The 18,798-nt window shown below is 57.6% G+C and carries 22 protein-coding genes and 1 tRNA gene; 3 read left to right on the top strand and 20 right to left on the bottom strand.

Translation table 11 applies throughout. From position 1 onward, the window contains the following. Positions 1–346 precede the first annotated feature (346 nt). The 4 genes from Q0239_RS02590 to Q0239_RS02575 all read right to left on the bottom strand — a co-directional run bounded on the left by Q0239_RS02590 (position 347) and on the right by Q0239_RS02575 (position 3,421). Positions 347–422 (bottom strand) — tRNA-Thr (locus Q0239_RS02590). A 23-nt stretch (positions 423–445) separates the two neighbouring features. After that, the gene (locus tag Q0239_RS02585; protein WP_298597938.1) at positions 446–1,318 is read right to left on the bottom strand and encodes a hypothetical protein; all 873 of its coding nucleotides are present in this window, start codon (positions 1,316–1,318) and stop codon (positions 446–448) included. Positions 1,319–1,433: 115 nt separating this feature from the next. Continuing rightward, on the bottom strand, positions 1,434–2,690 hold the full coding sequence (locus Q0239_RS02580; RefSeq protein ID WP_298597935.1) for a mechanosensitive ion channel: 1,257 nt from the start codon (positions 2,688–2,690) through the stop codon (positions 1,434–1,436). Between the two features lie 137 nt (positions 2,691–2,827). Continuing rightward, positions 2,828–3,421, bottom strand: coding sequence for a TetR/AcrR family transcriptional regulator (locus Q0239_RS02575; protein ID WP_298597932.1), 594 nt, complete (start codon positions 3,419–3,421; stop codon positions 2,828–2,830). On the opposite strand from Q0239_RS02575, the gene Q0239_RS02570 reads away from it, so the two are divergent. Beyond that, positions 3,387–3,974 (top strand): FG-GAP repeat protein, encoded by a 588-nt coding sequence (locus tag Q0239_RS02570; RefSeq protein WP_298597929.1) that lies wholly within the window; start codon positions 3,387–3,389, stop codon positions 3,972–3,974. The genes Q0239_RS02575 and Q0239_RS02570 overlap by 35 nt on opposite strands. Before the next feature lie 79 nt (positions 3,975–4,053). Here the strand turns inward: Q0239_RS02570 and Q0239_RS02565 are convergent, their stop codons facing one another. Genes Q0239_RS02565 through Q0239_RS02555 form a run of 3 tightly spaced genes read right to left on the bottom strand, consistent with a single transcriptional unit; the run spans position 4,054 to position 7,519 of the window. Beyond that, the gene (locus Q0239_RS02565) at positions 4,054–5,040 is read right to left on the bottom strand and encodes an NADPH:quinone oxidoreductase family protein (RefSeq protein ID WP_298597926.1); all 987 of its coding nucleotides are present in this window, start codon (positions 5,038–5,040) and stop codon (positions 4,054–4,056) included. Continuing rightward, positions 5,037–6,359 (bottom strand): replication-associated recombination protein A, encoded by a 1,323-nt coding sequence (locus Q0239_RS02560; RefSeq protein ID WP_298597924.1) that lies wholly within the window; start codon positions 6,357–6,359, stop codon positions 5,037–5,039. Before Q0239_RS02560 ends, Q0239_RS02565 begins: the two co-directional genes overlap by 4 nt. Then, positions 6,356–7,519: a glycosyltransferase family 1 protein gene (locus Q0239_RS02555; protein WP_298597921.1), complete on the bottom strand. Its 1,164-nt coding sequence runs from the start codon at positions 7,517–7,519 to the stop codon at positions 6,356–6,358. The genes Q0239_RS02560 and Q0239_RS02555 overlap by 4 nt, the downstream gene beginning before the upstream one ends. Positions 7,520–7,568: 49 nt before the next feature. Here Q0239_RS02555 and Q0239_RS02550 point away from each other — a divergent pair, with 49 nt between their 5' ends. After that, positions 7,569–8,279, top strand: a complete 711-nt coding sequence (locus Q0239_RS02550; protein ID WP_298597918.1) for an MOSC domain-containing protein — start codon at positions 7,569–7,571, stop codon at positions 8,277–8,279. A 64-nt stretch (positions 8,280–8,343) separates the two neighbouring features. Next, on the top strand, positions 8,344–8,919 hold the full coding sequence (msrA, locus tag Q0239_RS02545; RefSeq protein WP_298597915.1) for a peptide-methionine (S)-S-oxide reductase MsrA: 576 nt from the start codon (positions 8,344–8,346) through the stop codon (positions 8,917–8,919). Between the two features lie 6 nt (positions 8,920–8,925). On the opposite strand, the gene Q0239_RS02540 is transcribed toward msrA, so the two are convergent. From Q0239_RS02540 to Q0239_RS02480, 13 genes are all read right to left on the bottom strand, one after another. Beyond that, complete coding sequence (locus Q0239_RS02540; protein WP_298597912.1) at positions 8,926–9,861, bottom strand: hemolysin family protein; 936 nt, start codon at positions 9,859–9,861, stop codon at positions 8,926–8,928. A 29-nt stretch (positions 9,862–9,890) separates the two neighbouring features. Next, positions 9,891–10,394, bottom strand: a complete 504-nt coding sequence (gene ybeY / locus Q0239_RS02535; protein ID WP_298597909.1) for an rRNA maturation RNase YbeY — start codon at positions 10,392–10,394, stop codon at positions 9,891–9,893. Continuing rightward, on the bottom strand, positions 10,387–11,382 hold the full coding sequence (locus Q0239_RS02530; protein WP_298597906.1) for a PhoH family protein: 996 nt from the start codon (positions 11,380–11,382) through the stop codon (positions 10,387–10,389). Before Q0239_RS02530 ends, ybeY begins: the two co-directional genes overlap by 8 nt. After that, entirely contained in the window at positions 11,383–12,699 is a 1,317-nt protein-coding gene (gene miaB / locus Q0239_RS02525; RefSeq protein ID WP_298597903.1) for a tRNA (N6-isopentenyl adenosine(37)-C2)-methylthiotransferase MiaB, read from the bottom strand. Positions 12,700–12,708: 9 nt separating this feature from the next. Further along, positions 12,709–13,503: a 1-acyl-sn-glycerol-3-phosphate acyltransferase gene (locus Q0239_RS02520; RefSeq protein WP_298597900.1), complete on the bottom strand. Its 795-nt coding sequence runs from the start codon at positions 13,501–13,503 to the stop codon at positions 12,709–12,711. Next, positions 13,481–13,903 (bottom strand): Fur family transcriptional regulator, encoded by a 423-nt coding sequence (locus tag Q0239_RS02515; RefSeq protein ID WP_298597898.1) that lies wholly within the window; start codon positions 13,901–13,903, stop codon positions 13,481–13,483. The genes Q0239_RS02520 and Q0239_RS02515 overlap by 23 nt, the downstream gene beginning before the upstream one ends. Positions 13,904–13,997: 94 nt before the next feature. Continuing rightward, the gene (locus Q0239_RS02510) at positions 13,998–14,432 is read right to left on the bottom strand and encodes a MucR family transcriptional regulator (RefSeq protein WP_298597896.1); all 435 of its coding nucleotides are present in this window, start codon (positions 14,430–14,432) and stop codon (positions 13,998–14,000) included. A 133-nt stretch (positions 14,433–14,565) separates the two neighbouring features. Beyond that, on the bottom strand, positions 14,566–15,027 hold the full coding sequence (gene rimI, locus Q0239_RS02505) for a ribosomal protein S18-alanine N-acetyltransferase (protein WP_298597894.1): 462 nt from the start codon (positions 15,025–15,027) through the stop codon (positions 14,566–14,568). After that, on the bottom strand, positions 15,024–15,641 hold the full coding sequence (tsaB, locus tag Q0239_RS02500; protein WP_298597891.1) for a tRNA (adenosine(37)-N6)-threonylcarbamoyltransferase complex dimerization subunit type 1 TsaB: 618 nt from the start codon (positions 15,639–15,641) through the stop codon (positions 15,024–15,026). Before tsaB ends, rimI begins: the two co-directional genes overlap by 4 nt. 18 nt (positions 15,642–15,659) lie before the next feature. After that, positions 15,660–16,250, bottom strand: coding sequence for a malonic semialdehyde reductase (locus tag Q0239_RS02495; RefSeq protein WP_298597941.1), 591 nt, complete (start codon positions 16,248–16,250; stop codon positions 15,660–15,662). Positions 16,251–16,281: 31 nt separating this feature from the next. Beyond that, positions 16,282–16,857, bottom strand: a complete 576-nt coding sequence (locus tag Q0239_RS02490; protein WP_298597888.1) for a NifU family protein — start codon at positions 16,855–16,857, stop codon at positions 16,282–16,284. Between the two features lie 117 nt (positions 16,858–16,974). After that, positions 16,975–17,961 (bottom strand): TerC family protein, encoded by a 987-nt coding sequence (locus tag Q0239_RS02485; protein ID WP_298597885.1) that lies wholly within the window; start codon positions 17,959–17,961, stop codon positions 16,975–16,977. 210 nt (positions 17,962–18,171) lie between these two features. Next, positions 18,172–18,798: HPP family protein (locus Q0239_RS02480; protein WP_298597882.1), on the bottom strand; the 627-nt coding region annotated here is incomplete at its 5' end.

The following is an 18,798-nucleotide window of genomic DNA, read 5'->3' as shown; positions in this document are numbered from 1 at the left end:
CCCTCCCCCCCCCCCCCCGGGAGATCTTTGACGCCCGCCGAGGCCCCTTGTTGCGCACCCAGCAGGCCATCTCCCGCCCCCCCCCCGCCCCCCGCCCCGCCCCCCGCCACAACCTTGCCTTCCAGCATTCCCATCGCTTCTCTCCTGCCTGCAATTTAAGCGGTCAGTTAAGCCTTGGCCGAGCGGAAGGGATTCGTGAAGCCCCCATAGGGCAAAATTATCTATCGAAGAGGGAAGGTTTGTGGTGCCGGCTACAGGATTCGAACCCGCCCGTCGGCGGATGCCGACAAACTAAAAATCGCCACGGATGTGACATCTATGGTGCGGATGGAGGGGGATTAGAAAATGGTGCCGGCTACAGGATTCGAACCCGTGGCCCCCTGATTACAAATCAGGTGCTCTACCAACTGAGCTAAGCCGGCGCGCCAATGGGGGCCCTTTAGCGTCAGATGACCCCAAAGGTCCAGCCCTCAGTTTGCGCAATTTCCTCTGTAAGCAATTCGGGGCGCCACAGCGCGGCGTCTGGGCTCGCTTTCCGCATCCAAGCGGCGGTCAGCAGCGCGTCTGTAGCGTGGTCGTCGAGCCGATGGAGCAGGGAAGGGGGCTCGGCATCGAATTTTGCGAGCGAACGGGCTAGCGTCGCCGCATCGCGGATCTTGCTGGTGTTCGCAGGCAAGCCTGCAGCGCGGGCGGCCATGGTGGTATAGATTTCGATGATGACGGGGCCGCTTTCGGGAAGCGGATCGAACGGCCAAACGGGAATGCGTCCGCCCAGCCGGTGCATCATCCGCATTCCTGTCAAAGAGCTTTTGCCGACCTGGCCTGCGCCGACGAGGTTGAAACAACTCCAGCTATTGGCCTGTTTGGTCGCGCGCTGATGGCGTTCAACTTCGCGTAGCCGTCCAATGCCACCTTCGAACTGGTCGCCCACATCGCCTTTGGCATGGCGGAAATGACGACGGGCTTCGGGGTGCGTGAGGAAGCTGTTCGCGGCCAAATGCCGGTCGTTGGCGCAGAGGTTATCGACAAGCGCCCAAAGCGCGCGGGCATCGGCGGGGCTATCCGACCATTCGGGGAAAAAGCTCCCCTGGTCATTAAAGGGAAAGCCCAGCGACAGGTCGAGGCCGACCAAGATATCTTCATCCGCGTCGGCCAGTTCGAGCAACCAGTCGAGAACGGCTTTCCGCGACCAGCGTTTTTCAGGTCCAATCATTTCGGGTGCGCCTTCGGGACCGATGGAGGCTAGCGCCAATCCCGGCGGATATTCACCGACTGCGCCGGACCAGTCGATGCAGGCAAAGCGGGAGAAGCGGCGCATGTTTGGTGCTATGCTCCCGCTGTCGCCCAAATAAAAGGGGGCCCAATTAAAAGGGGCCCCATGTAAAAGGGGGCGGAGTTTCCCCCGCCCCAATTGCTGCTTCGATAAAGGCAGCTTATTTCTTGGCCGGCGCCTTGCGGGCCGGATCGCGTTTGACCGTTTTCGGTGCGAGCGAGGCGACCGGCTTTTTGACCACCGGTGCCGCAGGAGCCCGCAGGTCCGATAGCATCCGTGCGGCCGCGTCACGTCCGCCAAGGCCAAAGGCGAGGGCAAAGGCAACCGCGGCCCCGATGGCGAGCGCGCCAAAAGCATAATCGACAATCATCCCGCCAATCTGCATCTGCTTCAGCCCGATGAAGACGAACAGGCCGGTGGTGATCCAATAGGTGACGTTGGAGGCAATGCCAGGCCCTGTCGCATCCGCGATCAGGTTGCGCAGGATGTTCGCGATCAACACACCCAGAGCAATCAGCACTGCGCCAAACACGACATTGCCAGCCTGTGCCAGCACCGTTTCAAGGATGTTCGTCAATTGCGGGAAACCCAGCATATTGGTCGCCGCGATAGCAAAGAAGATCATGATCGCGATTGTAACGATCGCGGCAATCACGCCCGATGCCGTGCGGCCTTCGGGCAGGATGCCGAGTTCGTTGATTGCGCGGTCTGCACCCAGGCTGGGCAGCAGGTCGCGGATCAGCGAAGCGACCCAGCGCGAAATGACGAAGCCAATGCCGAGTAACAGACAGGCACCGATGATCAACGGGATGGCTTTGAATACCATGTTGAGCAAATTCATCGCCGGCTCGGTAATCGCCGAGATTTCGAGCATCTGGAGTGCTGCGATGGCAACCGGAATGATGACCAAGACATAGACAATCGTGCTGATTGTTTTTGTGATCGCATTATTGCCAGTGATTGCCTCTACCCCACCCTTATTGGCCCATTTGTCAAAGTCGACGGCGCCCAGAGCAGTTTCGACGAGGTCACGGGCAATTCCCGCTATCATCGAGCCGATGAAGAAGATCGCGGCTGCAAAGACCACATTGTCGAGATAGCCGATGAAGTTGCCAAGCAATCCCTGCACCGGTGTAATCACGCTATCAAAGCCAAGCTGTTGGAGCACGGCAAGCAAGCCAAGCAACCAAACCAGCAGCGATACGATCTTGCCGAGTGCCATACCGACACTCTCACCGCTTGATGTCCCGCGTTGCAGGAAGGGTATCTGGTCGACCATCTTTGCGAAGGTCCATTTGGCCGCCTTTGCCAGCGCCCAGGTGATGCCCAAAATGATAAGGGCGAAGAATATCTTCTCCGCCCATTCCATGAAAAGAACCTTGTCGAAAGCGTAACCCGCTATTTGGAAACTATCCATTTTCGCTCCCCCCATATAACGACCTCAAAGGGCCTAGAAGCGAATAGAATCTACCATGGAATCAAGACTCTGGCAAATTTTTGCTGCAACTTATGCTGCGCAGCATTTTTGCGAGTCAAAGCAATGATTTGACTCGTTTATTTTGGTTCTACGGTAAACAGCTTGCGCATCAGCGCCGCCAATTCTGTTGTCACGACTTCGATGTCGGGCACGGAAAGCCCGGCGCGCTGTTCGCGTGCGATCCATTGCGGCAGGCCGAATATCAGCGCTCCGAAAGTATGGATCGAAAGGGCAGGGAGTTCGCCTTTCATAAAATAAGGTGCAGCCCAACCCATGGCCCGTTCAACGAAAGCGGCGTTCAAATCTTTTAATGCGGTCGTGTGCTTGAGACCCCAGGGTGCGGCCGCCGTATCGAGCATGAAGGTATATTCGTCGGAGAACTTCTTCTGGAAATCGAAGGCAGCCCGCACCGATGCCTCTGCAGCGGCTGGAACCGTCGACTCGGCCTCCATCGCAGCGATCACATGTTCCCAATAATGTCGGCGTATGCCGACGAAGATTTCGAGCGCGATGGCTTCCTTGGTCGGGAAATGATGGAACAGGCTGCCGTTCGACACGCCCGAATGCTTGCAGATCTCGGCTATCGAGGTCTCATCCAACCCCTTGGAAAAAAACAGTTCGCGTGCGGAGGCGAGGATGCGGTCGCGGGTCTTTGGCTGGGCTGCATTCATTAGGATCCCCTTATCAAACGCTAGGCAAAAACAAGCAAGGAAAAAATGGATTGACACTCTAGAGCAATACTCTATTTTTGAGACATTCCCGAAATTGGGATGCGACCCAAGGAGAGTGAGAATGAAAAAGGATTGGTTGATTGCCGCAGCCCTGGCATTTGGCATGGTGGGTGTGGCTCACGGCCAGGGAGGCGCATTGCTGGAACTGGATGGCGTCAAAGGGGAAGCTGAAAAGAAGCGACCCAAAAGTGAAAAGGGCGCAGAAAAACCGAAAGAAATCGCCCCAAAGCCTGATGAACCGCAAAAAGGACTGTTGCTTCCCGCCGTTCAAAAAGCCTCTGATATCAAGCCGGACACCCCACCGCCTTCACCCCGTTCCAAACCCCGTGTTGCTGCGGGTGATGTGAATGGAGATGGTCGCGCCGATGTCGTTGGGCGTCCGGGTGCCCAGCAGCAAAGCAACCGTTCGCGCGCTGTGCTGACAACGCGCAAAGCCGGCGAAGGCCAAGGAACACGTAGCAATCGCAAGGGGCAGGTTCGCACCAACCAGTAAATTTCAGAATGCATGTTCCGCGCGTTGGCGCGAAGCATGTCGCATTGCGATTGGGCCTGGCAAAGCGACCCCGCCGGGCTCAATCGCCCACTGTTACAACAACGCGCCCTATGGCCTCGCGCCGTTCGAGTACCAGCAATGCATCGCGGGTCTGATCGAGCGGCAGGCGGTGGGATATGTGCGGACGCATGACGCCTGCTTCCGCCAATTTCTTCAGTTCGATTGACGTTCGCGCCGCAAGGTCCGGATCGCGGCGGCTGGCTTCGCCCGCGCGCAGGCCGATAAGGCTATAGCCTTTGATCAGGGCATGGTTGGCAGGAAAGCTGGGCGTATTACCGCTGGCAAAGCCGACGATCAGAAAACGTCCGCCCCAACCGATAGCGCGGGTAGCGGTTATCGACAAATCGCCACCTACCGGATCGAAAACGACATCGCAGCCTTTGCCGCCGGTCAGTTCCTTGACCTTGGTTGCCAAGTCTGGATCGGCCGGATCGAGCGCATGGTCTGCGCCAGCCGCAAGAATCGCGGACCGCTTTTCCGGGCTGGAACCCGTGCCGATCACAGTCGCCCCCATATGTTTGCCGAGCGAAACGGCCGCCATGCCGACCCCGCCGGCGGCACCCAGCACGAGCAATGTCTCACCCGCTTTGAGTGCAGCCTTGTCGTGCAACGCGTGCCATGCAGTAACACCGCCAGCCCGCCAGCACGCTGCCTCTTCCCATCTTAATGCATTGGGCTTGGTTACCAAAGCTGCGGCAGGGACGACGGCTTCTTCCGCAATACAATCGCCTTTGCCGCCACCCATAACGGCTTCTCCCGGCTGCCAATTGGTCACACCAGAGCCGACCTCGATAACTTCGCCCGAAAATTCCATACCGGGAACGAAGGGCGGATCGGGGCGGAACTGGTATTTGCCATAGGTCATCAGCAGGTCAGGAAAATTGAGTCCCGCCGCCTTGATGGCAATGCGAACCTCGCCGGGCTGCAGCGGAGCGCGTTCACGCTCCTCAATCCGGATGCTGTCGGGTCCGGTCAGTGCCGTGCAGACGGCGGCGCGATACCTCATTTGCTGTTCCTCTCCCTGCGCAACCCATTCCAATAGGCAAGGCGCTCGGCTATTTTCGCCTCCAGTCCGCGCTGGACGGGGCGGTAAAGTTCCGCTGGCTGCATTTCCTCGGGCCAATAATTGGCACCCGAAAAGCCTTCATCGGCATCATGATCATAGGCATAGCCTTGGCCATAGCCGATATCCTTCATCAGCTTGGTCGGCGCGTTCAGGATATTGGCTGGCGGCATCAACGATCCGGTTTCTTTTGCCAGCTTCCATGCCGCTTTCTGCGCCTTGTAGGCCGCATTGGATTTGGGCGCGGTGGCGCAATAGAGGCAGGCTTGCACGATCGCGAGTTCGCCTTCCGGAGATCCCAGAAATTCATAGGCATCCTTCGCCGCGATGCATTGTTCGAGCGCCCGCGGATCGGCGAGGCCAACATCCTCAACTGCAAAACGGGTGATGCGACGGAGCACATAGAGCGGCTCTTCACCCGCCACCAACATCCGTGCCAGCCAATAGAGCGCGGCCTGCGGGTCCGAACCGCGCATTGATTTGTGCAGGGCAGAGATCAGGTTGTAATGCCCCTCGCGGTCCTTGTCATAAACCGGCATCCGGCGATGGAGGAGGGCTGCCATGGCCTGTGGGTCGAGCGGGGTGTCTGGAGGCGCGATGGCGAACAATGTTTCGGCCTGGTTGAGCAGGAATCGCCCGTCGCCGTCCGCACTGACAATTAGAGCTAAGCGCGCGTCGTCGGTGAGGGGCAGGGGCTTGCCTTCGACGGTTTCTGCGCGATCGAGAAGCTTGCCCAACGCCGCATCATCGAGCCGCTTTAGCACCAGAACCTGTGCCCGGCTGAGCAAGGCGGCGTTTAGTTCAAAGCTGGGATTTTCAGTCGTCGCACCCACCAGTGTCACGATACCACGCTCGACAAATGGCAGAAATCCGTCCTGCTGCGCGCGATTGAAACGGTGGATTTCGTCGACGAACAGCAATGTGGCTTTGCCGGTTCGAGCCACCTGTTCGGCCTCGGCAAAGGCCTTTTTCAGATCGGCGACGCCCGAAAAAACCGCCGAAACCGCCATATAATGCATGCCAACCGCGTCGGCGAGCAGGCGCGCGATGCTCGTTTTTCCTGTCCCCGGCGGCCCCCACAGGATCATCGACGACAGTCGCCCGGCGGAAACCATCCGCCCGATCGCGCCATCGGGGCCGGTCAAATGCTCCTGCCCCACAACGTCGGCCAGCGATTGCGGGCGTATGCGATCAGCTAGCGGGGAGTTTGCCGAAATAGTTTCGGAACGGGCTTGGGGTGGGGCACCAAACAGGTCGCTCACGCCTTGGCCAGCTCCGTACGACGCTGCCGAACCAGCCGCACATAGGTATCGGCCACGGCCTGATTGATCGCATCCCAGCTATATTCCAGGCTGCGTTGCTCACCGGCCTTGCCATGCTCAGATCGCAAGGTCGGATTTTCGCAATAGGTGCGTAATGCCTCGGCAAATTGTGCGATTGCACCCGGTGTAATCAGCCGACCCGAACGATTGTCATCGACAAGGCTTTGGCTGCCGGTTGCTTTGGCAGCGACAACCGGAAGGCCGCAAGCCATTGCCTCCAACGTCACATTGCCGAAGGTTTCGGTAACGCTGGGATTGAACAGTATGTCCATGCTGGCGACGGCGCGCGCCAGATCGGATCCGCCCTGGAAGCCGACAAATGCGGCATCGGGTAGGCGGCTTTCAAACCAGCCGCGCGCTGGCCCTTCGCCGATAACGAGAACCTTGTGTCGGACATTGCGGCGGTTGAGCTGGTCGATTGTGTCTGAAAAGACGTCGAGGCCCTTTTCCATCACCAACCGTCCAAGGAAACCGATGACCGGCATGTCATCGGTGATGCCCAATCCATTGCGCCATTGCAGATCGCGGCGTGAGGGATTGAATATTTCGCGATCGACACCGCGCGACCAGATATCGATGTCGTAATTCATCCGCTGTTGGCGGAGCACCTGCGCCATCGATTCCGAAGGCGCGACCAGCGCATCGCATTTCCGGTAAAGCGTGCGTAACCAAGCTTCAACCAACGGTTCGAGGAACGACATGTTATAATAACGGAAATAGGTTTCGAACCGCGTGTGCACCGAGGCGAGCACAGGCAGGTTGCGTTTACGCGCCCATTTCACCGCCTTGCGGGCCACCCTGTCCGGGCTGGAGATATGCACGACATTGGGCGCGAAGGCTTCCAGATCCCGCTTTACTGCACCGGAAAGCGCCAGTGGAATCCGATATTCAGGGCGGTTGGGGATCGCCATTGATGGCACGCTGACCAAATCGCCGGTGGGCGAGAAGGCAGGCTCGTCGACGGTGGGCGAATAGACCCGCACCTGCGCGCCCTGACGCAACAAATAGCCTACCAGCCGGTTGAGCGCCTGGTTTGCGCCATCGCGCACATAATTATAATTGCCGCTAAACAGGGCAATGCGAAGGTCCGCCGTCTGCATCCGCAGTCTATTAGACAGCGGCGGCGTGATTGCCAATGGTCAAGCAAACATGGCACGGCTAAACTGGGTTATGATCAAAACTGCTATCGAAGCCCTTCTGGTGGGCAAACCCGTTTCGTTCAGAGGCGATGGCGAAGACAGCTCCATCGGCTCACGCCTTTCGGTCGACCATCCGGTCTATCTGACCTTCACCGGATTTGAGGGTGACCGCGTCGGCGACCCGACTGTGCATGGTGGTGAGGATAAGGCGGTGCATTTCTACCCGGGCGAGCATTATCCGATGTGGGAAGCCGACTTTGCCAAAGCCGGGCGTGAACCCCATCCGCATCTTGGCCGATTGGGCGGTTTTGGAGAGAATATCTCGGCATTGGAGATGACCGAAGACCGCGTCCATATCGGCGACCGCTTCCGGATTGGTGAGGCGTTGGTCGAGATCAGCCAAGGTCGGCAGCCTTGCTGGAAATTAGACCATCATTTTGGAATGAAAGGCATAATGGCTGCAGTCGTTCAAACCGGCCGCAGCGGCTATTATTTCAGGGTGTTGGAAGTCGGTCATATCAAGCCCGATGACAGCATCGAACAAGTGGAACGCGCGCGGCATGGATGGACCGTCGAACGCGCGTTCCAGTTGTTGATAGGTGGCCTGCACCGCATGGACGGCGCAAATGCCGCATTGCGCGAATTGGCGGAAATGGAGACGCTTGCCCTTCACTGGCGCTGGCGTGCGCGCCAGTTGCTCGAAAGTCTGGGCGAAGCGTAACTTTAAGGTCAATCGAGGCGAACCAGAGACTATGATAAAAAAGCTAAGTCAAATTGCCGTCGCCATGTTTTCGGTCATACTGGTCTTGGCGTTGGCGAGCGCTTCCGAAGCGCGCGGAAAGTTCGAAACCGCAACCGCCGTCTTTGCCATGGGATGTTTCTGGTGCGCCGAGGCCGATTTCGAGAAGGTCGACGGCGTGATTGATGTCGTATCCGGTTACACTGGCGGTCGGGTGCGGAACCCGACCTATGAGCAGGTGAGCGCCGGTGAAACAGGTCATTACGAAGCGGTGTTGGTTACCTACGATCCGACGAAGGTGAAATATTCCGAACTGATTTCGGTCTTCTGGAAGAATGTCGATCCGTTCGATGCCGAAGGCCAGTTTTGCGACAAGGGCGACAGCTATCGTGCCGCCATCTTCCCACAGAGTGTCGCCGAAAAGAAGGCTGCGCAGGCCTCGCGCGACTATCTGGTGGGTTTCTTCGAACGCGATCTGGCCACCAAAATTGTGGCGCGGAGCGCCTTTTACCGCGCTGAAGATTACCATCAGGACTATTATAAAAAGAACCCGATCCGCTATCGCTATTACCGCAGCCGCTGCGGAAGGGATGATCGCCTGGCGGAGGTTTGGGGGAAGTAAACCCGTTTAACCAGCTGCCGCTCCAACCACTTCCGGCCGATAAAGCCGCACGCGGGTTACCCGGCGATCATCGCCTTCGAGTATCTCGATCTTCCAGTCACTTTCGTCGTGGACCAATATGTCGCCGATGTTCGGAACTTGTCCGGCAATCACAAAGGCCAGGCCGCCGATGGTGTCTACATCCTCGTCCACATCCGCCAGCTTTTCGTCTAGCGCTTCGGCAAGATCGTCAAGCTCGGTACGCGCATCAGCTTCCCAGATACCCGGCGCGGTTTCGGTGAACAGCGCCTCTGGCTCATCATCATGCTCGTCCTCGATCTCGCCAACAATTTCCTCGACCAGATCTTCGATCGTCACGAGCCCTTCGGTGCCTGAATATTCATCTATCACGATCGCCAAGTGAGTCCGCGTCCGCCGCATTTCGTCGAGCAGTTCGATTGCCCCCATGCTTTGCGGCACATAGCGCGGCTGACGGATGAAAGCCTCCAGACTATCCGGCTTTTCCTTGCCTTCGGCCAGCACGGCAAAGATATCCTTCACATGGATCATGCCGGTGATGTTATCGAGCGTGTCCTTGTAAACCGGCATGCGGCTGTGGCCGTGCTCGGCAAAGGCGGCGACGGCTTCATCAAAACTGGCATCCTCGCGCAGGCCAAGAATGTCGCTGCGCGGCACCATGACATCATCGACGCGGTTTTCCGAGAAATGAAGCAGATTGCGCAGCATCAGACGCTCGGGCGCAGACAGGTCGCCCTCGTCTTCGGGCGCGTCGCCGTCCTCTACATCTTCCTCATGTTCGGCAATTTTTTCTTCGAGCTGCTCGCGCAGCGTCGGCTCATGATTGCGTCCGAATAGAAGCGACTTCAGCCGCTGCCATATTCGTCCTTCCTCGGTTTCGTCCTTGCGGGGTCGTAAACCGCTACTACTCTCGCCCTCCGTCATGGGGTTGGCTGTGCTGCCTCCGGCTGTTTTCAGTGGTCGCTATATGGATTGGCGATGCCCAGCGATGCAAGCGCTTTTACCTCCAACGCTTCCATATGTTCAGCCTCTGCTTCGTCGATATGGTCAAGCCCTAGAATGTGGAGCGTGCCGTGGACGATCAGGTGGCTGACATGACGCGTCAGCGGGATGGCCTTTTCCTCTGCTTCGGATGCGCAGACACCATAGGCCAATATCATATCGCCCAGCAGCACTTCGCCATCGTCGGTGTTCGCCAGCGCGTCTAGTTCGTCGGCTTCGAGCATCGGAAAACTCAGGACATTGGTGGGCTTGTCCTTGCTCCGCCAATTACGATTGAGTTCATGGACTTCTTGATTATCCGAAAGCCGGATGCTGATCGAAAGGGTGAAGGGCGCATCCGCCAGGTCGCCATGAGACGAGACCGAAAAGGCTGCTTTTACCGCATCCTCCGCTATTCGATCCCAGTTGGTCTGGCTATCCCAATCGCGCGTCCGGTCGATGTCGACCTCAAGCATTTGGCCCCTCATATGCATCAACGATCCGGCCAACCAAGGGATGGCGCACGACGTCGCTGCTGTTGAAGCGGATGGTGGTAATGCCTTCGACGCCCTCAAGCCGCTGCACCGCATCATTCAGCCCTGAATAGGTCGCGCCACCGGGAATATCGACTTGGTTCGGGTCCCCGCAGATCACCATCCGGCTGTTCATGCCAAAGCGGGTGAGGAACATCTTCATCTGTGCAGGTGTGGTGTTCTGCGCTTCGTCGAGGATGATGAAGGCATCGGACAGCGTGCGACCGCGCATAAAGGCCAACGGGGCAATCTCGATTTCGCCGCTCGCGATGCGCCGTTCGACCTGCTCGACCGGCAAAGTGTCATGCAGCGCGTCGTAAATCGGGCGCAGATAGGGATCGACCTTTTCCTTCATGTCACCAGGTAGGAAGCCCAGCCGTTCGCCAGCTTCAACCGCGGGGCGAGACAGGATGAGCCGATCGACCGCGCCGGTGATCAACATCGCAACCGCCTGCGCAACCGCCAGATAGGTCTTTCCCGTTCCTGCCGGGCCGAGCGCGAAGATTATTTCATCGCGGGCGAGCGCCTGCATATAGGGCACCTGCGTTGCCGAGCGCGGCACCAACGTTTTCTTGCGGGTGCGGATCATCACCTCGGGCGCGCCGCCTTCATCCTTGCGCAATATTCCGTCGAGAGTTGGCTCAGCACTCATCGAAATGATCGCCTGTACCGCTTCAGGGTCAATCTCCTCACTGCGCATTACGCGGCTGTAGATATCGTTGAGGACATCGCGGGCGCGGGCGATTGCTCCCGCTTCGCCCTCGATCTGCACGCGGTTCCCCCGCGCCGAAATATAGACGCCCAGCCGGTTCTCTATGGCAACCAGATTGCGATCAAATTCGCCAAATACAGTGTTGATGAGGTGCGGGCGGTCGAAGGTGATTTCGAGCCGCGACATATCGCCGGCTTGCGCTTGGGCTTTTTTCGCCATTCAGGCAGCGACCTTCATCAATAACTCTCCTTTGAGACTCAGTGGTCCAGCTTCGACTATGTCTACATCGACTATATCGCCGATGGAAAGCCCCGGCGCCAAGATATGCACAGATTGTAGCCAAGGCGATTTGCCGATCAGCTGGCCATCCAGTTTGCCCGGCTTTTCGAGCAATACGGATGTCCGTTTGCCGAGCGTCGCTTGGTTGAATGCAGCCTGTTGCTCACTGATTAGCGCTTGCAGCCGCTGTAGCCGTTCGTCCGCCACTTCGGGTGCAATCTGGCCGTCCATCGTTGCGGCAGGCGTGCCGGGGCGTGGGCTGTATTTGAACGAGTAGGCGTAGGAATAGACCGTCTCGCGCACGATGCTCAGCGTGTCTTCAAACTCGGCGTCGGTCTCGCCGGGGAAGCCAACGATAAAATCGCCCGACAACGCTATATCGGGGCGTACCGCTCGAACCTTTTCGATGATCCGCAGATAGCTAGCCCGGCTGTGGCTGCGGTTCATGGCTTTCAGGATGCGATCATTGCCCGCCTGCACCGGAAGGTGCAGATAAGGCATCAGTTTTTCAACATCGCCATGTGCGGCAATCAGTCCGGCGGTCATGTCATTGGGATGGCTGGTCATGTAACGGATGCGGTGCAAGCCATCGATCCGGTCAAGCGCGCGGATTAGCGCTCCCAGATCCTGTTCGCCATCACCCCAAGCATTCACATTCTGTCCGAGCAGGGTGATTTCCTTCGCCCCCGCATCGACCAGCGCTTTGGCTTCATCGACCAGTTCGGCGAAGGGACGGCTGATTTCGGCACCGCGCGTATAGGGAACCACGCAGTAGGTGCAGAATTTGTCACAGCCTTCCTGCACCGTCAGGAAAGCGGTCGGCCCGGTTTTGCGGCGCTTGGGCAGAACGGCGAACTTGTCGAGGCCGGGCAAATCCAGGTCAACCGTGCTCTCGCCCTTCGCGACAGCAGCAACCATCTCGGGCAGCTTGTGATACGCCTGCGGGCCGACGACAATATCGACTTCACTGGCGCGGCGGCTGATTTCCGGGCCTTCGGCCTGCGCAACGCAGCCAGCCACTGCAATCACCGGCGAACTGCCATCCTTGCGGCGCAGGCGGCCGATTTCGGAATACACCTTCTCGGCCGCTTTCTCGCGGATATGGCAGGTATTGAGGATGACAAGGTCGGCATCCTCTTTGTCCGACGCCTCCATGCCGCGCGCGGCAAACATCTCTGCCATCCGCTCGCCATCATAGACGTTCATCTGGCAGCCGTAATTTTTGACGTGAAAGGTCTTGGGCGACTCGTTGCTCATGGAGCGGCGCTATACATCGCGCCTATAGTGGTCGCCAGCCTGCATTGCCTCCGTGATGCGATGCCGTACTTCCGCCGAAATCGCCTTGCGATCGGGGTAGTGGGATGGATCGAACGGTTCCAGAAAATGGAGTGTCGCTGTGACGGGCATGACATCGGTCATGATCCGCCAAAAATTCTCGACTATTCCCTCTTCGCCTACCCAGGAAAGGCGACGCGTATGTTCGCCGTAGGTGAGGAACACCGGCTGTACCATCATGCCTTCAGGAGGCGGGACGAGTGCCGCAAAGAGTGAAGGCTTGAATGGCAACAGCCCCGAGCCATCATGCGTGGTCCCCTCCGGAAAAATCGTGACGGGTTGCTCGCCGCTCATCGCCTCGCGCAAATCATCGACCTGATCGCCGACGCTCAACCGGTTTTCGCGGCTGACGAAAATCGTGTTGTTGATCGTGCATAGCCAGCCGATCAGCGGCCATTTCTCAATCCCGTCATTGGCGACAAAAGTGCAGCCGGTGACGCCAGATATGACAGGAATGTCGATCCAGCTGTGGTGATTGGCGGCGTAGAATACATTTTTTCGGATGCGCTGACCACTGGTTGCGGTCGCAATACCGGCGGTCCAGCTGATCGACAGCAGGAAAAGCCGTGGCCAGGGCGATGGCTGGCGAAACAGCCGCCAGATATTGTGGAGGATGAGGCCGACCAGAAGCGAAGCGGCCATCAGCAACAGGCGCGCGCCAAATAGGATCTGCCCGAAAATCAGGCCGATCGGGTTGCGCTGCTTAATCGTCGCGGCTGATTGCAACGCCGTACAGCTCCATGCGGTGATCGACCAGACGATAGCCCAGCTTTTCCGCTATGACCTTTTGCAGGGCTTCAAGTTCGGGATCGACAAATTCGATGACCTTGCCGGTTTCGACGTCGATCAAATGGTCGTGATGCGCCTCTGGCGAGGCTTCATAGCGGGCCCGGCCATCGCCAAAATCGTGGCGATCAAGAATTCCGGCCTCTTCGAACAGCCGTACCGTGCGGTAAACTGTGGCGATTGAGATCTTCGGATCAATGGCTGATGCGCGCCGGTATAACTCTTCAACGTCGGGATGATCGTCTGCATCCGATATGACGCGGGCGATTACTCGGCGCTGGTCCGTTATTCTAAGGCCGCGTTCCGCGCACAAGGCTTCGAGATCGATACGGGTTTCCATGTTGCGATATTTAGTCTCACGCCCGGATTCGTCAATGAAAAGGGCCAGCCCACACCAGACCGGCCCTTCAAATATTTTTGCTATGAGAAAGCGACTATTTCACTTTCTTTTTTCGGCCCGATCCGGGCGCACGTCCAAGGCCGATTGCCTTGGCGAGATCGCGACGCTGTTCGGCATAAGCGGGGGCAACCATCGGATAGTCTGCGGCCAGACCCCATTTTGCGCGATAGTCATCCGGCGTCATGCCATAATGTGTCATCAGGTGACGCTTGAGCATTTTCAATTTCTTGCCGTCCTCAAGGCAAACGATAAAATCGCGCTTTACAGAAGAACGGATCGGAACGGCAGGTTCAAGTGCCACTGCAGGTGCAGCCGCGCCCGCAGACAGGCCAGAAAGCGCCCCATGGATATTGGAAATCAAGGTCGGCAAATCAGAAACCGCCACCGTATTGTTGCTGACATGCGCTGCCACAATATCTGCGGTTAACGTTATCAGCATTTCATTCGTGTCATTGCTATCTTCAGCCATATATATTCTCCCTTACCCGGTATTTTGTTTTTGACAGCAATGTCATTAAAGCATCTCAACTGTTCATTATCAATAAATTTCACAGAGAAATTTTCCCAATTCGGCTCAAATCGCCATCAGAATTGGAAGTATATCAAAAGGTCAATGCCATGGTGCTCGCGTCGAAGCGATCACCGTTGATACCTCTATAGTAAGACTTCCGGGTTCCACAGTGTTCGAAGCCGTGGTTCTGATAGAAGATCAGTGCGCTGTTGTTTGACCGTACTTCGAGGAAAATGCGGTTGCGCCCCGCCTGTCTTGCTTGTTCAATAAGATGCGCCAAGAGTGCGCGCGCTATGCCTTTGCGCTGATGTTCCGGCGCAACGCCGATCATCAGCAATTCTTCTTCATCACAAACCCAACGGGTGAGGGCAAATCCTGCGATTTTACCGCTTCGCTCCGCCAGTAATAAGCTGGTTTGGGGCAAGGCTAATAGTGAAAGGCATTGGGCGGCTGTCCATGCTTCTCCATATTTCGGATCAAAAGCACTGTTCATGACTGGCATGATCGTAGCAATGTCTTTGGCGTCGCCCGATAAGATGGAGATATCTGTCATCTCGCCGTCGGTAACTTTGCGTCCGGACCGCGCACATAAGCGGCGGAAGGCGGGAGCGTTGGGAGATGGGCTATCGCAGGCCAAAAGCGAGCGTCAGAGACAGCCTCTACCGCAATGCCTGCTTCACGCATGTCAATCAAAGCGGCTGCAGCATCGCCAACAATATAGTTGGCCTTGGACATTTGGGCTGCCGCTTCGGGTAATAAGGAACAAGCATCAGTAATCGCTGAACCCACAGCATCGAAAGACTGGAAAAACAATTCACCATGGCCGCCGTGGATGGTGACATCTATCGGCTCGGCGCTTCCAATTTTGTCGAGCGCAATTGCGGCAAGCAGGGCCAGGCTGTTATAGCCTTCGCAATCGACATTCCATGCCAGACCCAAAGCTTTGGCGGCGGACAGGCCGACGCGGATACCGGTGAAGCTGCCCGGACCGACATTGACCGAGATGATATCAGCCAGCCCCTTTTCTGGGAGTTCAGCGATCATTGGCACCAGCCGTTCTGCATGGCCGCGCCCGATCACTTCGTGGCGCGCGCCGATGCACTCAGTGCCTTCGAACAGCGCCACCGAACAGGCGCGCGATGCAGTGTCGATAACCAGCCGTCTCACGCGACGTCGCGTAGACGATCAGACGATCTTGTTAAAGCGGGCAAATTCCGGACGCGGGCTGCGTTCGAAGATTGTCGCCGGATCGCCATATCCGATGGTCGAGATGAAATTCGATTTCACCTTGGTGCCGGCGAAGAACTCGGCGTCTACCGCATCATTGTTGAAACCCGACATTGCACCGGTATCTAGCCCGAGCGCACGCGCGGCGAGGATGAAATAGCCGCCCTGAAGGCTGCTGTTGCGGAAAGCGGTTTTTTCGATCAGCGCATCATTTCCGACGAACCAGCTGCGCGCATCGGTGTGCGGGAACAATTCGGGCAGGTTTTCGTAGAACTCCATGTCCATGCCGATGATCGCGGTTGCAGGTGCCTGCAGGATTTTCTCGCCATTGGCGGGCATGGCAAGCGCGGCGAGTTTTTGCTTCGATTCATCGCTGACGCACCAGATGATACGCGCCGGCAGGCAGTTGGCAGAGGTCGGGCCAAATTTCATCAACTCCCACACCGCTTCCAACTGTTCGTTCGACACCGGCGTGTCGAGATAGCCATTATAGGTGCGCGCGGTGCGGAAAAGCTGGTCGAGGGCGGCATCGCCCAGCGGCTGATTGATCGGCATATAGGGTTCCCCAGTTCGTTGGATATCAGGCCGCGCGGACTTCGGTCACTTCGGGCACATAATGTTTCAAAAGCTGCTCTATGCCATTTTTCAGCGTCGCGCTCGATGAAGGGCAGCCCGAGCAGGCACCCTGCATCTGCAGGAAAACAACGCCGCGCTGGAAGCCGCGATAAACGATATCGCCGCCGTCATTGGCGACCGCGGGACGGACGCGGGTTTCGATCAGTTCCTTGATCTGGTCGACAATTTCTGCGTCGGCGGGGTCGTCGAGCGGATATTCTTCATCCGCTGCGGGAACCGAGAAACCGGCCTTAGGTGCATGGAACAACGGCATGTCAGCCGAGAAATGATCAAGCAGGATTGACAGCACATCAGGCTTCAGATCGGCCCAGCTCACACCGGGGGCAGCGGTCACCGAAATAAAATCGCGTCCGAAAAAGACACCAGTCACATCGCCAAGGCCAAACAAGGCTTCAGCGAGTGGAGAAGCTTCCGCCTCTTCATGATCGGCAAAATCGCGGGTTCCGGCATCCATGACGATGCGTCCGGGCAGGAATTTGATCGTGGCCGGGTTCGGCGTCAGTTCGGTCTCGATAATCATAGCCCCCATTTGGGAAGAGCGGGCAGGGGACACAAGGCCTTTTTCCTTCTCCGGCCAAAAGAAAACCCCGCACCCTTGTTCAAGGTACGGGGTCTTCCGTGGGAGAAACCGGTCGGTTCAGACGGTGGCGTGCTTGTCCTCGGCCTTTGTCTTCCATAGCGAGTACAATATCCCGCCCAATATCAAGGCGAAGGTCACGCCCAGGCTGATTACAGGCGGGAATTTGTCGCCGCCGATCAGGAAGTCGGAGATGAAGATCTTCGACCCGATAAACACCAGCACCAAAGCCAGCGCATATTTCAGGTAATGGAAACGGTGAACCATCGCCGCCAGCGCAAAATAGAGCGCACGCAGGCCCAGGATAGCCATGATGTTCGACGTGTAGACGATGAAGGTATCGGTGGTGATCGCGAAGATCGCCGGGATCGAGTCGACCGCAAACACAAGGTCGGCCAGATTGATGACGATCAGCGCCAGCAACAGCGGGGTCATCGCGGTGACCATCTTGCCCGTCTTGCTGTCGGGAACCTTCACCAGAAATTTCTCGCCGTGCAATTCGGGTGTGACGCGGAAGTGCTTGTTCATGAACTTGACGACAGGGTTTTTGGAAACGTCCATTTCCTGGTCACCGGTGAACAGCATCTTCACGCCCGTCGCGATCAGGAAGGCGGCGAACAGGTAGAGCGTCCAATAGAATTCCTGCACCAGTGCAGCACCCGCCGCGATCATCAGGCCGCGCAGAACAATTACGGCGATGATGCCCCAAAGCAGGGCGCGATACTGATATTTGGCCGGAATGGCGAAATAAGTGAAAATCAGGCTGATTACGAAGACATTGTCGATCGACAGCGCCTTTTCGATGAAGAAGCCGGTATAATATTTCATGCCCAGATCGGGGCCTTTGGCATACCAGACCCACAGGCCGAAGGCCAAGGCGATGCCGATGTAGAATGCGGAGAGCTTCAGACTCTCCGTTATGCCCATTTCCTTGTCTTCCTTGTGCAGGAAACCAAGGTCAAAGGCGGTCAAGGCAATAACAATGCCGATGAAGGCAAGCCAGAACCAGACCGGCGTACCCAAAAACATATCGAACAGGAAATCCATCTGTAGGGCCCCTATGTGTCCAATCCGTCCAGAAGGACGGAGGTTGCGCCGCGTGTCGCGCTTTCGGATGAACAATCCGACATCACGCATGCCGCCGCATGCGCCAGAGGGGCCCGGATCGAGCGCTGATTTAGGGATTATGCCGCGAAATTCAACTGGGAATTTACCTGTAGCAACGACGGCGGTTGCCACCCTCCATGTCGATGCCAATCAGATCGAATAGTCGGCGTTGGCCTCGCGTTGCTGCCGGTCGGCGGAAATGGCCTCTGCGCGGAGCAAGAGGTTTTCCAGATCGTCCAGGTCGATGTCGAAGGTTTCACCGCTTTCGGCAATGGCTAGATCGATATCAGCGCGCAGCAGGCCCGAAGGTATGACCGTTTCGACGACAGATTCGGCTTTGTGCGGATAGCTGTGGCGCGAAAAGCGATGGTAGAGCCAGCCCATCGCGAGCAAGGCTGCACTGTTTGCCGCCACCAATGTCACCGGAAAGGCAAAGCCAGCCTTTGTAATCGCGTCGCCGCCCAATATCGCGGTCATCGCAACAGCGCCGCTGGGCGGATGCAGACACCGCAGCAGCGACATCACAATGATGGCAAGGGCGACTGCCAAGCCGATGGCGAGCATTGGATGGGATATGCTTTGCGCCATCGCTACACCGATAATGGCCGAGATCAGGTTGCCGCCGAATACCGGCCAAGGCTGCGCGAGCGGACTGGCGGGTACCGCGAAAACCAATACCGCAGATGCGCCCCTGGGGGGGGTCAGGGAAAGCAAGACCGGAAAACCCGCCCGGGGGGCAATCCCCGCGGCGCGGAGAGCGACGTGCTCAGCGCCGAT

The organism is uncultured Sphingorhabdus sp. (assembly GCF_937872355.1).
In the GTDB taxonomy this organism is placed as follows: Bacteria; Pseudomonadota; Alphaproteobacteria; order Sphingomonadales; family Sphingomonadaceae; genus Sphingorhabdus_B.
Note: the sequence above shows the minus strand (reverse complement) of the source record. Positions and strands in the feature narration are given on the sequence as shown.

What these genes read in the sequence shown, in the direction of transcription:
- Q0239_RS02585 (WP_298597938.1), bottom strand. Translation starts at nt 1,318, where the DNA reads ATGCGCCGCTTCTCCCGCTTTGCCTGCATCGACTGGTCCGGCGCAGTC.
- Q0239_RS02580 (WP_298597935.1), bottom strand. Translation starts at nt 2,690, where the DNA reads ATGGATAGTTTCCAAATAGCGGGTTACGCTTTCGACAAGGTTCTTTTC.
- Q0239_RS02570 (WP_298597929.1), top strand. Translation starts at nt 3,387, where the DNA reads ATGCGGTCGCGGGTCTTTGGCTGGGCTGCATTCATTAGGATCCCCTTA.
- Q0239_RS02575 (WP_298597932.1), bottom strand. Translation starts at nt 3,421, where the DNA reads ATGAATGCAGCCCAGCCAAAGACCCGCGACCGCATCCTCGCCTCCGCA.
- Q0239_RS02565 (WP_298597926.1), bottom strand. Translation starts at nt 5,040, where the DNA reads ATGAGGTATCGCGCCGCCGTCTGCACGGCACTGACCGGACCCGACAGC.
- Q0239_RS02555 (WP_298597921.1), bottom strand. Translation starts at nt 7,519, where the DNA reads ATGCAGACGGCGGACCTTCGCATTGCCCTGTTTAGCGGCAATTATAAT.
- Q0239_RS02550 (WP_298597918.1), top strand. Translation starts at nt 7,569, where the DNA reads ATGGCACGGCTAAACTGGGTTATGATCAAAACTGCTATCGAAGCCCTT.
- msrA (WP_298597915.1), top strand. Translation starts at nt 8,344, where the DNA reads ATGTTTTCGGTCATACTGGTCTTGGCGTTGGCGAGCGCTTCCGAAGCG.
- Q0239_RS02540 (WP_298597912.1), bottom strand. Translation starts at nt 9,861, where the DNA reads ATGACGGAGGGCGAGAGTAGTAGCGGTTTACGACCCCGCAAGGACGAA.
- ybeY (WP_298597909.1), bottom strand. Translation starts at nt 10,394, where the DNA reads ATGCTTGAGGTCGACATCGACCGGACGCGCGATTGGGATAGCCAGACC.
- Q0239_RS02530 (WP_298597906.1), bottom strand. Translation starts at nt 11,382, where the DNA reads ATGGCGAAAAAAGCCCAAGCGCAAGCCGGCGATATGTCGCGGCTCGAA.
- miaB (WP_298597903.1), bottom strand. Translation starts at nt 12,699, where the DNA reads ATGAGCAACGAGTCGCCCAAGACCTTTCACGTCAAAAATTACGGCTGC.
- Q0239_RS02515 (WP_298597898.1), bottom strand. Translation starts at nt 13,903, where the DNA reads ATGGAAACCCGTATCGATCTCGAAGCCTTGTGCGCGGAACGCGGCCTT.
- Q0239_RS02510 (WP_298597896.1), bottom strand. Translation starts at nt 14,432, where the DNA reads ATGGCTGAAGATAGCAATGACACGAATGAAATGCTGATAACGTTAACC.
- rimI (WP_298597894.1), bottom strand. Translation starts at nt 15,027, where the DNA reads ATGACAGATATCTCCATCTTATCGGGCGACGCCAAAGACATTGCTACG.
- Q0239_RS02490 (WP_298597888.1), bottom strand. Translation starts at nt 16,857, where the DNA reads ATGATTATCGAGACCGAACTGACGCCGAACCCGGCCACGATCAAATTC.
- Q0239_RS02485 (WP_298597885.1), bottom strand. Translation starts at nt 17,961, where the DNA reads ATGGATTTCCTGTTCGATATGTTTTTGGGTACGCCGGTCTGGTTCTGG.